The following is a 12,815-nucleotide window of genomic DNA, read 5'->3' on the forward strand; positions in this document are numbered from 1 at the left end:
GAAAAAGCTTGATGGTCTACTATGGTTAGAAAATTTCTTTGTTTTCAATCATGCTGATGATACGGCCCGACACGCGGAAGAACGTATCCAGCTCCTCCTGCGGAATCGACTCCTGCACCTTATAGTTGAAGTGGAGCACGGTCTTGCGGGAAATCTCCTTCTTCTCCAGCCCCTTCTCGGTCAGGAAGATGCGCACCAGGCGCTTGTCACGGTCATCAGAAACTTTATAGATGAGGCCTTTCTCCTCCATGCTCTTCAGGATGCGGGTCAGGCTCCGGGCCTCCAGGCCCAGCAAAGGGGCGATTTTGGTGGCGGGTGTGCCTGTCTCCTGGTTGATGTTCAGCAACACGAACCCAATGGAGGTGGTAATATCGTTCTTGGCCGCCTCCGTGTTATACATGCGGGAGATGGCATGCCAACACACTTTTACGTTATAGTCTACTGTTTCTTCAGGCTTCATGCATCACTGTGTTTATACCAAATATAGAAATAAATGTTATGCTTGCATACTAATTTAACAAAAAAATCAGCCCCTCCCAGCGCTTGCTGCGGCAGCCATACCTGTAAAGTACCGTTTGCTATAGTCTATGTGTAATTGAGCGGAATGGTTACAAACAAAAAAGCCCTTCCGGTATGGAAGGGCTTTTTTGTTATTGAAGAAGCATTAGAACATGCTGTCTATCTCTTTCTGGTAATTGGCGGTGATGTTTTTGCGCTTCACCTTGAGCGTAGGCGTCAGTTCGCCGGTCTCCACCGTCCACATGTTCGGTATCAGCCTGAACTTCTTGATGGTCTCGTACTGGGCCAGGCCCTCGTTCGCCTTCTCCACCTCACGCTTGTACTTGTCCAGAATCTCCGGATTCTTAATCATCTCCGCATCCGAGGTATACTTGATGCCCTTGTGCTGGCACCAGTCCTGCAGCCCCAGGAACGACGGCACGATGAGCGCGGCAGCGTATTTCTGCCCGGCGCCTACGACCATGGCCTGCTCTATCACCACGGACTCCTTGAGCTTGTTCTCAATTGGCTGCGGAGCCACATACTTGCCGCCCGAGGTTTTGAACATCTCTTTCTTGCGGTCGGTTATCTTCAGGAACTTGCCTTCCACCATCTCGCCTATATCGCCGGTATGGAACCAGCCGTCAGCGTCAATCGCCTCAGAGGTAAGGTCTGGTCTCTTATAGTAGCCTTTCATGACGTGCGGTCCGCGGGTCAGGATTTCACCGTCCTCGGCTATCTTCACCTCCACGCCGTCTATCGCCATACCTACGGTACCAATTACGTTGTTCTCCGGCTCGTAGCGGTTCACAGTGATTACGGGCGAGGTCTCCGTCAAGCCATACCCTTCCATCACCCGGATGTTGGCTGACCAGAACACACGGGCCAGACGCGGCTGCAGCGCGGCCCCGCCTGACACGATGGCGATGACGTTGCCACCCAGCGCCTCGCGCCATTTGCTGAAGATAAGTTTGTTGGCTAGCTCCAGCTGCTTGTTGTACCACCAGCCTTGGTTCTCGCGGGTATCGTACTTCAGGCCCAGCTCCAGCGCCCAGAAAAACAGGTTACGTTTCACGCCAGTCAACTCCATACCTTTGGCCACTATCTTGTCATACACCTTTTCCAGCAGGCGTGGCACCGTGGTGAACACGTGCGGCTGCACCTCCTTCAGGTTGTCGGCCACTTTCTCAATGCTCTCGGCATAATAAATAGAGACCCCAATGCGCGTGTACAGGTATAGCAGCATGCGCTCAAAGATGTGGCAGAGCGGCAGGAAGCTCAGGGCGCGGTGGTCCTTGTTCACCGGCACGTAAGGCAAAGTGCCCGTCACGTTGCTCACCAGGTTGCGGTGCGTGAGCATCACACCCTTCGGGTTGCCGGTCGTGCCGGAGGTATAGATGATGGTGAGCGTATCGTCTGGGTTGACGGCGGCTTTCAAAGGCTCCAGCTGTGCCGGGTCCTCCCCTTTGCCTAAGGCAACCACTTCCTTCCAGTGGGTAGCGCCGTGTATCTCATCGAAGGTATAGATTTCCTTGATGCCTTCCATACCTGTGGTGGCGGCAACCACCTTATTGTATAACTCGCTATCTGACACGAACACGGCCTTCACCTCCGCATCGTTGAAGATGTAGCGGTAGTCTTCCACGGTGATGGTGGGGTACATGGGCACGCTGATGGCGCCTATCTGCTGTATGCCGAAATCCACGAACACCCACTCCGGGCGGTTGAGGGAGATGATGGCTACTTTGTCGTCTTTGCCGAGGCCAAGCTTCAACAGCCCCAGACTTACCTGATTGGCGATATCCTGCACCTCTTGTGTGCTGTATTTCACCCACTGTCCGTTTACTTTGGAGGCCAGGAAGTCTGGCTGAGGTGAGTGCTGCAGCTGATAAGGCAGCAGGTCAAGGGCCCGGGTTATGTTCATTGTGCTTGCTGGTGTTAGTGTGAGTTCTGTCATAAGAAACCCTTTTGTATTAGATCACAAACTTATACGGCTATTCTCTACTGCATTTTAACAATTTTTTCCTGAAACTTCTACTGATTAGAATACAAATATTTAGAAACTTCTATTTATAGAGCATTTTACAATAAAAAATTCTACTTACACGAAGGGCGCACTTCAAATCCTGCTTTTCGCTATATTTGGTTTTTCTGTTCTGACCCCTATGAACCTCTCCATCTTTTTCGAGCCTCTGAACGAGGATATATTCGCCCAACTGGACAAGCCTCGCACGCTGGGTGCCTACATTGGCCGCTTCACAGGCAAATTCCCAGACTGGCGCTCCGCCGACATCGCTTTGATAGGCGTGAATGAACGGCGAGGCCAGGGCACAGTAGAACAGCACAGCGTAGCCCCTGCCCGCGTAGTCCGTCAAAAGCTTTACAACCTCCACAAAGGCGCCGGCCGCTGCCATATTGTGGACTTGGGCAACCTGCGCCCGGGAATTACGCTGGATGACACCTACCTGCGGCTGAAGGAAATTGTGGAAGTCCTCATATCTCACAACACCATACCCGTTATCATCGGTGGCTCCCATGACCTGGAGTACGGGCAGTATATGGGCTACGAGCACATGGAGCGCGTGGTGAACATGGTAACCGTGGACAGCAGCGTAGACATGACCGAGGACTTGGATGTGCCAGCCAACAGAAAGCAACTGCGCCAGATTCTGATGCACGAGCCCAACTTCCTCTTCAGCCTGGGCCAAGTTGGATACCAGTCTTACTTGGTGGACCCGGAGGTGATGGCCACGCTGGAAAAACTGCATTTTGAGGCTTACCGCGTGGGCGAAGTGCACCGCAGCATGCAGGAGATGGAGCCGGTAGTGCGCATGGCCGATTTACTCACCTTCGACATATCCGCCATACGTCACCAAGACGCTCCTGGCTCCACACCGGCTAACCCCTTTGGCCTGACCGGCGAAGAAGCCTGCCAACTGTGCTGGTATGCCGGCCTCAACGATAACATGACCTCGCTGGGCATCTATGAGTACGACCCAGAGTTGGATGACCGGGAACTGACGGCAACCACCATCGCCACCATGGTCTGGTATTTTATAGAGGGCTTTTACCACCGCAAGAACGAGACAGAGTTCAGCAGCAGCAAGTTCACCAAATACGCCGTGGCCTTCAACGACAACCCCGACCGCATGGTCTTCTACAAAAGCAAGAAAAGCGAGAAATGGTGGCTGGAGGTGGAACCGCTCTCCGATGACAAAGGTCCCCGCATCGTGCCCTGCAGCTACGAAGACTACCTGCAGGCCATCAAAGGCGAGGTGCCCAACCGCTGGATTCTCACCCAAGCCCGCATCGGCTAAGGCCGGAACGACAGCGCTGCCATACCTGACACCAAGAGCCGCCACGTGTAAAAATTGCCTCTGATTTTCAGCGGCATTTGCACACGGCACTATGGGGCTGCCTTATTTTTTTGCATATTCGCCACCCCAACCTGAATTACCCATGACAGACAACCTGCCAGAATACACATTGCAGCAACTGGCGTCCCGCAACGGGCAGGACCGGGATGAGGTATGGGTAGGGTACAAAGGGCGTATCTACGACGTGAAGAAATCGAGGCTGTGGCGCTCTGGCAACCACTACGAGCATTGGGCTGGCCAGGACCTGACCGAGGAACTCAAGGATGCTCCGCACACAGAATATGTGTTTGATAAATTTGAGGTAATCGGTCTCATCAAAAATTCAGTATACAGGAAATAAACAGCTGGAGAACCTGCCGCCCCACCAAGCAGCAGTCCTTCTCACATCACCATAAACACGCATACAATGATTCTGATAGCAGATAGTGGTTCTACCAAGACAGACTGGCGCATAATTGATGCCGATAACGTACATGAGCAGGCTTTCACCACTGGCATCAACCCGCAGTACCTCGAGACGGAGAAGATTTACGCCATATTCGAGAACGAACTGCTCCCACAGCTGAAAGAAAAAAACATCCATGCTATCTACTATTACGGAGCCGGCTGCAGCTCACCAGAACGAAACAAACGCGTGGAGGATGCCCTGCGCATGGCTTTTCCGTCTAGTGAGGTATACGTAGACCATGACCTGCTGGCGGCTGCCCGCGCGGTCTGTGGGCATCAGCCCGGCATCGCCTGCATACTGGGGACTGGCTCCAACTCCTGCCTCTATGATGGGAGGAACATTGTAGACAACGTGCCTTCGCTGGGGTTCCTGATGGGCGACGAAGGCAGCGGGGCTTACATGGGCAAGCTGCTCATCAAGGCCTACCTTTACCGCGAACTGCCCGACGAGCTGGCGCAATCTCTGAAGAACCGCTACAACCTGACCAAGAACGGCATCATCGACGCTGTGTATGGCTCTGATATACCTAGCCGCTACCTGGCCACCTTTGCCAAGTTTATGCATGAGAAGCGCAAGAACCCGATTATCAAGGAGATGATATATGAGAACTTCGAGGAGTTCTTCGAGCGTCATGTGAGCAAGTACGAAGGCTTCGGGCAGCTGCCTGTGAACTTCGTTGGCTCCATTGCCTTCTTTTTCGCCGACACGCTGAAGCTGGTGGCCAAGAAGTACGGCGCGCAAATCGGCGTCATTATCCAGAGCCCGGGTGAGGGGCTGGTAAACTACCACCAGGAATTGCTGAAGGCACAGGGCGCTCAGGCGTAACTCTGCCGTATGAGGTATAGGGAATTCATTTTATACTGATAGAAAGTGTCTACAACCGAATCTGCATCGAACTATGACGGCCTGGAGAGCATGCCCCTGCGGGAGCTCCTGGAGAACATAAACCGGGAAGACCAATCCGTTCCTCTTGCGGTAGAGCGCGCCATTCCTCAGGTAGAGGCGCTGGTAAACGCCACCGTGGATAGGCTGAAGCAAGGGGGCCGGCTCTTTTACATAGGCGCCGGCACAAGTGGCAGGCTAGGTATAGTAGATGCATCTGAGTGCCCTCCTACCTACGGTGTGCCCCATGGCCTGATCATAGGCATCATTGCCGGCGGAGACGGCGCCATACGCAAGGCCGTGGAGTTCGCAGAGGACGACACCACACAGGCTTGGAAGGACCTGCAGGAGCACCAGGTGACGGAGCAGGACATAGTGGTAGGTATAGCCGCCTCAGGCAGCACCCCCTACGTGGTAGGTGGACTGCAAGCCTGCCGCAGCAGAGGTATAGCCACTGGCTGCATCGTCTGCAACGCCAACAGTCCAATCGCCGCTGAGGCTGACTACCCCGTTGAAATCTTCACGGGTCCTGAATTTGTGACCGGCAGCACCCGTATGAAGGCCGGAACGGCGCAGAAGCTCGTCCTGAACATGCTGACCACCGCCACCATGGTACAACTGGGACACGTGAAAGGCAACAAGATGGTGGATATGCAGCTGTCCAACCACAAGCTAGTGGAGCGCGGCACCCGCATGCTAATGGAGGAACTGCAACTCACAAAGCCCGAGGCAGCCGCCCTGCTCCAGAAGTATGGCAGCGTGCGGGCGGCCATTGAAGCCTACCGAAATGGAGAAAAGGAATAAACAGGAAGAGGGCAGCCATTCAGCTGCCCTCTTCCTGTTTGATATGTCTTTTGTTGTTACTCTGCCGCTACCAAGCGTTCTGTCAGCACCTTGGCTGCCTCTTTGCTTGGCACTTTGTAGTTTACAACGGCCCAATCATATCCCAGTTTGAAGCGTGGGTCTCCTGTAGCGTATAGCATCTTGGTACGGTAGTCGGCAACGGTTTCCAAGCCTAGGGCGGCACGCATCTCGTTCACCTTCTCCTCCTCGGTCTCGCTTATCCGCTCGGTCAGGTAGCGGTTGCTGACGTTCCCCAGTTCCTCGTCTTCCTCGCAGTCCTTGGGCTTGTTGCAATTCACTTTGGCCAGTATCTTCGACTTATACAGGTTTTTGCCCTGCTGCTGGTCCATCAGGTAGGCGGCAGCATGCGGGTCGAGCCTACCGTCGTGCACGGCTTTGGTCAGTACCGGCGTAAAGTCATACCCATTGCGGGCCACCGTCTGCCTTTGTATCACAATGCTGAAGCGAGGCAGCTGCTCCAGGGTATCGGCCACGCCTATCAGGTTCTCATCCGGGAAACCGCCGTGCTGTTCCATCCAGGCGAGGAGCTTTTTCACGTTGTCGGCCTCTATCTTGCGCAGCGTGTCGCCGTGCACTTTCAAACCTCCCTTCGCCTGCCGGAAGTACTGGTCGCGCGCCCACAGCTCATCCAAATCGGCACGCAAATCCAGGTCGGCAGTCTCCCGGAATTCCTTGCGCCGCTTCGGGTACTTCTTCACAAACTTCTTCCAGCTCTTTTTCTCCTGCAGCGGAGCGAAAGCCTCCTGTTTCTCCAGGTACTCCAGGCTCACCCCTTTCTCCACCAGCTTCTCCAGGTACTTGATGGTGAGTTTCTCATTCTCGGTGAGCATGGCGCAGGTGGCGGCATTGTAGTAATCTCTTGCAAAGGCCCTGGGCACAGCCGAAAAAGCAGTTCGGTAGGCATCCAAAGCACCGGCGTAGTCCTTGCCCTGAATCAGGCGCTCGGCCTGGTTGATGAGCGGGTGGTATACCTTCACATAGTCTGGCCCTGCCACGCTGGTACCGTATCCTGTGATGGGGCAGGAAAGCAGCAGCAGTAGGAACAATGGTATGGCAAGAAGTGGTTTCAATCGTGGCATCATGTAGCAAAGGGTGTTATCAAGGGGAACATAAAGTTAATAACGCGTGCTAAGGAGCGTTCGCATAGGCGGCGCCAAATTTTACCTGTTTATACCTGCAAGGCAGCGGCAGAGTTGAGTCGTTGGCGCATTTTGTGGTGCAGGTGGTGTTAGCACCCTCTACAAATGTGCAAAAACCAATCACTATTGCCAACTTTGAGCAGATGCTTTAAGTAGATAAATCAAATCCGACCTACTGCAAAGACGGCCAATTTTATGCATACGATAGAACCCTTTTATAACTGGCTGGAGCTGTATTCTGCCACTGACGACCCCCGGTCCCCGCTGTATGGCGCCGAGAACAGCCTCACGCACTATACCAATACCATCTACGGCTACTACATCCATCCGCAGTGGGACGACATCGACTCCGAAACGCTATACCTGAAGATTCTCTATACCGACTACGACAAGGGCTATACCATCATCGAGTTCATTGGCGAGTGGAACGACGCCTTGAACAACGACATCATGAAACTCAAGCGCAACATCATAGACCCGCTGGTGCAGGAGGGCATCAAACACTTCATCCTGATTGGCGAGAACGTCTTCAACTTCCATGGCTCCGAGGACGACTACTACGAAGAGTGGTTTGAGGATGTGGAGGAAGGCTGGATTGCGGCCATCAGCTTCCGCGATTTCGTGCTGAGCGAGATGCGCAGCTACAACCTTGACTCCTACATCAATTACGGCGGCACTCTTGACGATGTGCACTGGCGCACCTATACCCCCAAGCGGCTTTTCAGTCTGGTTAACAGTATGATTCAGAAGCGACTGGGCGCGTAGTGGGTCCAAGCCAAAATCAAAAGAGCGGGCTCGTGACGAGCCCGCTCTTTTGATTTTATACCTGAAGGCAGCCTACTGAACTACTGCAGTCGTGTCGCCGTCTTCAATGCGGTCAGCTTCCTGCTCACCGGCTTCTTCAATCTGGTCTGCCTGCTGTTCTGCAGAATCTTCTACTTGGTCAGCTCTTTCATCGGCTGGTGAGTCGCAAGACGCGAATGTGAAAGTGAAAAGACCAGCGGCCAGGAAAAGGTAAATTGACTTTTTCATGTTTATGGATTTAGGGTGATGGTGGAAAAATGATTGGTTGTAGCTGCGTGCACCACCTCCTGCACAGTAGCTTGAAAGGCAATACGCAGGTTGCCAACATTGGTTTAGGTATATATATAAATCGTATCGTAAAGAGCCTTCCCTACCCCGTCATACCCGAGCAGCAGGGTACGCATCCAACTGAAACAGCAGGACTTTTTGGGTCCTGCTGTCAAGTGTCGTGTTAGTTATTGCGGTCTGTGGCATCTTCTGCTTCGTCGGCGGCTTCTTCTACTTCATCTCCTGCCTCTTCGGCAGCGCCTTCCACTTCTTCCATACCTTCTTCGGCTCTGTTCTCCTCACGCGACTCGCATGATGCGAACGTGAACAGACCTGCGACCATCAAAAAATAGATTGGCTTTTTCATGTAGTTTAGGTTTAAGTGAATGTGATGTAGTGCCGCAAAAGCCTTAGCGGCTTTTCCGGCACTACATCACGGACACCAATACGCTAGCCCATAACCTTGGTTGTGTTAAATAAGGAAAGCACCCCGAAGAGTGCTTTCCTTAGCCCCGGCCAGGCCGGAGCGATGTTTGGTACTGTTGCTGATTACTGAACCTGCGTTGTATCAACAGGAGTAGCAGTAGTGTCAACTGTAGTAGCAGCTGTGTCTACGTCAGTCACTTCTACTTCCTCTACTGTCTCAGTAGATTCAACCTCAGTTGCAGTTTCTTCTGCGCTGTTGCAAGACGCGAAAGCGAAAAGACCAGCAACGAATAGTAAGCCAAATACCTTTTTCATGTTGTTTTGTTATTTTATGAAAATGAAGCTTCAAGTTTACTTAAATATTTTCATATGTTAATATACTTGGAACCTATTTTTTCTTGAACAACACTTTGATAGGCACACCCTCAAAGCCGAAGTGCTTCCGGATGCTGTTTTCCAGGTAGCGGGCGTAGGGTTCCTTCACGTACTGCGGCAGGTTACAGAAGAACGCAAACGTCGGGTTGTGCGTAGGCAGTTGCGTCACGTACTTGATTTTGATGAACTTGCCCTTTACAGACGGCGGCGGGTAGCGCTCGATGTCTGGTAGTATCAGGTCGTTCAGCTTGGAAGTAGGTATTTTGCGCGTTTTCTGCTCGTATACCTCCATCGCCGTCTCAATGGCTTTGTGCACCCGCTGCTTCGTCACCACCGAGGTGAAGATGACAGGAACATACTTGATTGGCGCAATCGCCTCCAGTATCGCCTCCTCAAAGTGCTTGGTAGAGTGCGTATCCTTCTCCACCAGGTCCCACTTGTTCACCAGAATCACGATGCCCTTGCGGTTCTTTTCAGCCAGTGTGATGATGTTCACGTCCTGGGACTCCACACCTCGGGTGGCATCCAGCATCACGATACATACATCGGCATCCTCTAGGGCGCGCACCGAGCGCATCACGGAGTAGAACTCGATGTCTTCGCTCACTTTGCTCTTGCGGCGCAGACCGGCCGTGTCTACGATGATGAACTCTTTGCCGAAGGCGTTGTAGCGGGAGTCGATGGCGTCGCGGGTGGTACCGGCAATGTCCGTCACGATGTTGCGTTCCACACCCAGCAGCATGTTCACGAACGAGGATTTTCCCACGTTTGGTCGGCCTAGCACAGCCAGTCTAGGTATACCTGCATCCGGGTCTTCCGTGCCTTCGGTTTTAAAGTGCTTTACCACCTCGTCCAGCAGCTCGCCTGTTCCGGAGCCGCTCTGTGACGATACCGGGAAAATATCTATACCTACGCCCAGCGAATAGAACTCGCCAATCTGGTGCGCGCGGGCATTGGTGTCGGCTTTGTTGGCTACTATGTAAATGGGCTTGTCGGTGCGGCGCAGCACGTTGGCGAACTCTTCGTCCAGCCCGGTCAGGCCGGCATCCACATCCACCATGAACAGGATAACATCAGCCTCTTTGATGGCCAATTCTACCTGCTTGTTGATTTCTCCTTCGAATATATCGTCGGAGCCGTGTACGTAGCCACCTGTGTCAATCACGGTGTAATACTTGCCTGTCCAGTCGCCGTGGCCGTAGCTGCGGTCGCGGGTCACGCCGCTCTCGTTGTCCATGATGGCCTGCCGGCGTCCGACTAAGCGGTTGAAAAGTGTAGACTTGCCCACGTTCGGGCGTCCTACGATTGCAATGATGTTGGTTGACATCTAATAAAAATAAAATAGTTAAAGTGCCCCCGGAGCGCCTTGCCCCGAAGCTTTAATAGTGCGCTACTCGCTGTAGCCGAATCGGCGTAGTAGCTTCTGGTCGGTTCGCCAGTTCTCGTTCACGCGCACGTATAAATCAAGAAATATTTTTTTCTGGAAAAACTGCTCCATATCCAGGCGGGCCTGTGTGCCTACCTTCTTCAGCGCTTCGCCCTTGTGGCCAATCACAATGCCTTTCTGGCTTTTGCGCTCCACGCTGATTTCGGCCCTGATGCGGATGATATCCTCTTCTTCCTTGAACTCCTCCACCACCACTTCGCAGCTGTAGGGAATCTCCTTCTTGTAATTGAGGAAAATCTTCTCTCGGATAATCTCCGACACAAAGAAACGCTCCGGCTTGTCCGTCAGTTCATCTTTGGGATAAAAAGCGGGATGCTCCGGCAATAACTCCATCAAGCGGTTGAACAACTGCTCTACCCCGAAATTATGCAAGGCCGAAATCGGATGTATTTCAGTCGGGTTCATCTTCTCCTGCCAGTAAGCCACCTTCTCGTTCACTTCCTCCTCCGTAGCCTGGTCAATTTTGTTGATGAGCAGCAGAATCGGCACCTCGGCGTGCTGCAGGCGCTTGATTACATCGTCCTCGTCGTGCTTTTCGTAGATGTCCGTCACGAACAGGATGATGTCGGCGTCCTCCAGCGAGGTTCGCACGAAACTCATCATGGACTCATGCAAAGCATACTGCGGCTTGATGATGCCCGGCGTGTCAGAATACACAATCTGGAAATCTTCGCCGTTCAGGATGCCCATGATGCGGTGCCGCGTGGTCTGGGCCTTGGAAGTGATGATGGACAGCTTCTCCCCTACCAGGGCGTTCATGAGCGTAGACTTGCCCACGTTCGGCTTTCCCACTATACTTACAAAACCGGCTTTGTGCGAAGTATCAGACATGTTGTAAAATTTAAGGATGCAAAATTACTCCTTTTTTACGAAACGTGGTGAAAATGTGCGGATTTCGATTTGAAGTGTGAACTCTACTCCTCCGACTGGTGTAGACATTAGCAGCTTCAGGATGCAGACATGAATCTTTCACCACAGATTTAAAAAGCGGCAGGGACAGAACGTCACCAAAACATTTTGCCTGGTTTCCGCTTTATCCTCTGCCCAGCATCTATGAAGGCATAGAAATTATCAATATCCAACTAACAGGTTATACTTCGTATCTTTGTAAGGCAAAAGCACTTTAAAGTATAGATGAGCAAGAAAGCAACCGGAAAGATTGGGGTTTTGCTGGTGAACCTGGGTACACCGGACACCCCCAACACTCCTGACGTAAGGAAATACCTGCGCGAGTTTCTCCTGGACCCGCGCGTAATCGACATAAATCCTGTGGGACGCTATGCATTGGTGAATGGTGTCATTGCTCCATTCCGCGCCCCAAAATCTGCCAAGGTATACAAGCAACTCTGGACGGAACGTGGCTCCCCACTCCTTTACCACGGGCTGGACCTGCAGAAGAAGCTGCAGGATGCGCTCGGCAACGGCTATTATGTGGCGTTTGGTATGCGCTACCAGAGCCCCAGTATAGCCAGTGCACTGGAGGAGCTACGCGAGCAGAGCGTGGACCGCATCATCGTGCTGCCGCTGTTCCCGCAGTATGCGGCTGCCTCTACTGGCTCGGTGCAGGATAAAGTGATGGAAATTGTGAAAGAGTGGTGGGTTATACCTAGCATAAACTTCATCTCCACCTTCTGCGATGACCCCGGCTTCATCAAATGCTTTGCAGAGTTGGGCAAGCAGCACATGGCGCAGGACGCCTACGACCACGTGATTTTCAGCTACCATGGCCTGCCCGAGCGCCAGGTGCTGAAAGGCAGCGACAAAGGCTATTGCCAGCTTGGTGCCTGCTGCAACAGCTACAACAAGCGTAACAAGTACTGCTACCGCGCCTCCTGTTTTGCCACCTCCAGGCTACTGGCGGCAGAGTTGGGCCTAAGCGAAGACCAATATACAGTCACCTTCCAGTCCAGGCTGCTGAAAGACCCGTGGCTGCAGCCTTATACCGACGAGGTGCTGAAGACACTGCCGGAGAGAGGCATCAAAAAGGTATTGGCGTATAGCCCCGCCTTTGTGGCAGACTGCCTGGAGACAACCATTGAGGTGGGCGAGGAATTCAAAGAGATGTTTCTGGAAGCAGGCGGAGAGAAATGGCAACTCGTGGAAAGCCTGAACTCTGAGCCTATGTGGGTGGATGCCGTGAAGGAGATGGTGCTGCGGAACTAGCGAGAAGCGCCTGAATTGACGTAACCTGATGTGAGAGCTCGAGCAGGTATAGGTATACGAGCAGTTATAAATATAAAAAAGAGGGCCGCTGCGGAATCGCAGCGGCCCTCCTACATTAATGTAAT

The 12,815-nt window shown here is 52.8% G+C and carries 14 protein-coding genes; 6 read left to right on the forward strand and 8 right to left on the reverse strand.

Going from position 1 to position 12,815, the window contains the following annotated elements:
• Nucleotides 1-25: 25 nt before the first annotated feature.
• Both B051_RS0119500 and B051_RS0119505 read right to left on the reverse strand, forming a co-directional pair.
• Complete coding sequence (locus B051_RS0119500; RefSeq protein WP_018479915.1) at nt 26-460, reverse strand: MarR family winged helix-turn-helix transcriptional regulator; 435 nt, start codon at nt 458-460, stop codon at nt 26-28.
• 204 nt (nt 461-664) lie between these two features.
• Complete coding sequence (locus B051_RS0119505; RefSeq protein ID WP_018479916.1) at nt 665-2,422, reverse strand: AMP-dependent synthetase/ligase; 1,758 nt, start codon at nt 2,420-2,422, stop codon at nt 665-667.
• A 241-nt stretch (nt 2,423-2,663) separates the two neighbouring features.
• On the opposite strand from B051_RS0119505, the gene B051_RS0119510 reads away from it, so the two are divergent.
• The 4 genes from B051_RS0119510 to murQ all read left to right on the forward strand — a co-directional run bounded on the left by B051_RS0119510 (nt 2,664) and on the right by murQ (nt 6,009).
• On the forward strand, nt 2,664-3,815 hold the full coding sequence (locus tag B051_RS0119510) for a formimidoylglutamase (RefSeq protein ID WP_018479917.1): 1,152 nt from the start codon (nt 2,664-2,666) through the stop codon (nt 3,813-3,815).
• Between the two features lie 142 nt (nt 3,816-3,957).
• Nucleotides 3,958-4,215 carry a cytochrome b5 domain-containing protein gene (locus B051_RS0119515; RefSeq protein ID WP_018479918.1) on the forward strand — a complete coding sequence of 86 codons (258 nt, stop codon included), beginning with the start codon at nt 3,958-3,960 and terminating at the stop codon, nt 4,213-4,215.
• 66 nt (nt 4,216-4,281) lie between these two features.
• Nucleotides 4,282-5,148 carry a BadF/BadG/BcrA/BcrD ATPase family protein gene (locus tag B051_RS0119520; RefSeq protein WP_018479919.1) on the forward strand — a complete coding sequence of 289 codons (867 nt, stop codon included), beginning with the start codon at nt 4,282-4,284 and terminating at the stop codon, nt 5,146-5,148.
• A gap of 45 nt (nt 5,149-5,193) precedes the next feature.
• A complete protein-coding gene (gene murQ / locus B051_RS0119525; RefSeq protein ID WP_026236549.1) occupies nt 5,194-6,009 on the forward strand; it encodes an N-acetylmuramic acid 6-phosphate etherase in 816 nt (271 codons plus the stop codon).
• 56 nt (nt 6,010-6,065) lie between these two features.
• Here the strand turns inward: murQ and B051_RS0119530 are convergent, their stop codons facing one another.
• A complete protein-coding gene (locus B051_RS0119530) occupies nt 6,066-7,151 on the reverse strand; it encodes a hypothetical protein (RefSeq protein WP_157579120.1) in 1,086 nt (361 codons plus the stop codon).
• A gap of 252 nt (nt 7,152-7,403) precedes the next feature.
• On the opposite strand from B051_RS0119530, the gene B051_RS0119540 reads away from it, so the two are divergent.
• A complete protein-coding gene (locus B051_RS0119540; RefSeq protein ID WP_018479923.1) occupies nt 7,404-7,973 on the forward strand; it encodes a hypothetical protein in 570 nt (189 codons plus the stop codon).
• 72 nt (nt 7,974-8,045) lie between these two features.
• Here B051_RS0119540 and B051_RS21680 read toward each other — a convergent pair whose 3' ends face one another.
• The 5 genes from B051_RS21680 to era all read right to left on the reverse strand — a co-directional run bounded on the left by B051_RS21680 (nt 8,046) and on the right by era (nt 11,358).
• Entirely contained in the window at nt 8,046-8,240 is a 195-nt protein-coding gene (locus B051_RS21680; RefSeq protein WP_018479924.1) for a hypothetical protein, read from the reverse strand.
• Between the two features lie 223 nt (nt 8,241-8,463).
• Nucleotides 8,464-8,646, reverse strand: coding sequence for a hypothetical protein (locus B051_RS0119550; RefSeq protein ID WP_018479925.1), 183 nt, complete (start codon nt 8,644-8,646; stop codon nt 8,464-8,466).
• A 182-nt stretch (nt 8,647-8,828) separates the two neighbouring features.
• Complete coding sequence (locus B051_RS0119555) at nt 8,829-9,020, reverse strand: hypothetical protein (protein ID WP_018479926.1); 192 nt, start codon at nt 9,018-9,020, stop codon at nt 8,829-8,831.
• Between the two features lie 73 nt (nt 9,021-9,093).
• Nucleotides 9,094-10,407, reverse strand: a complete 1,314-nt coding sequence (gene der / locus B051_RS0119560) for a ribosome biogenesis GTPase Der (RefSeq protein ID WP_018479927.1) — start codon at nt 10,405-10,407, stop codon at nt 9,094-9,096.
• 63 nt (nt 10,408-10,470) lie between these two features.
• Complete coding sequence (era, locus tag B051_RS0119565; protein WP_018479928.1) at nt 10,471-11,358, reverse strand: GTPase Era; 888 nt, start codon at nt 11,356-11,358, stop codon at nt 10,471-10,473.
• Between the two features lie 303 nt (nt 11,359-11,661).
• Here era and hemH point away from each other — a divergent pair, with 303 nt between their 5' ends.
• On the forward strand, nt 11,662-12,690 hold the full coding sequence (hemH, locus tag B051_RS0119570; protein WP_018479929.1) for a ferrochelatase: 1,029 nt from the start codon (nt 11,662-11,664) through the stop codon (nt 12,688-12,690).
• The last annotated feature ends 125 nt before the right edge of the window (nt 12,691-12,815 follow it).

The sequence above is a fragment of the Pontibacter roseus DSM 17521 genome (genome assembly GCF_000373265.1).
Lineage (GTDB): Bacteria > Bacteroidota > Bacteroidia > Cytophagales > Hymenobacteraceae > Pontibacter > Pontibacter roseus.